We start from the raw sequence: 409 nt of genomic DNA on the forward strand, positions 1-409 counted from the left end.
CGGCGGCAACGACAAGCTCTCTGGCGGCAACGGCAGCGACCTTCTGGAAGGCGGAATCGGCAAAGACACGCTGGACGGCGGCAAGGGCAACGATGTTCTGGAAGGCGGCGGCGGTAACGACAAGCTCAATGGCGGCAACGGCAAGGACGTTCTGACAGGCGGAAACGGCAAAGACACGCTGGACGGGGGCAACGGCAACGACGACCTTTACGGCGGTGCCAAGAACGACATCTTCATCTTTTCCGGCAAGTTCGGCGATGACACCATCCACGACTTCACGACCGCCGGCACAGGCGAAAAGATCGACCTGTCCGACGTGACCTCGATCAAGAACTTCAAGGATCTCACCAACAATCACCTGACCGAGGTCGCCGGCGATGCGGTGATCGACGACGGTAGCGGCAACACC

1 protein-coding gene is annotated in these 409 nt (G+C 60.6%); it reads left to right on the forward strand.

All coding sequences use genetic code 11. From position 1 onward, the window contains the following. Positions 1-409 (forward strand): calcium-binding protein (locus tag ABWV23_RS22385; protein WP_353351928.1); only part of this gene is annotated, 409 nt, incomplete at both ends.

Source organism: Aquicoccus sp. SU-CL01552 (genome assembly GCF_040365005.1).
In the GTDB taxonomy this organism is placed as follows: Bacteria; Pseudomonadota; Alphaproteobacteria; order Rhodobacterales; family Rhodobacteraceae; genus Antarcticimicrobium.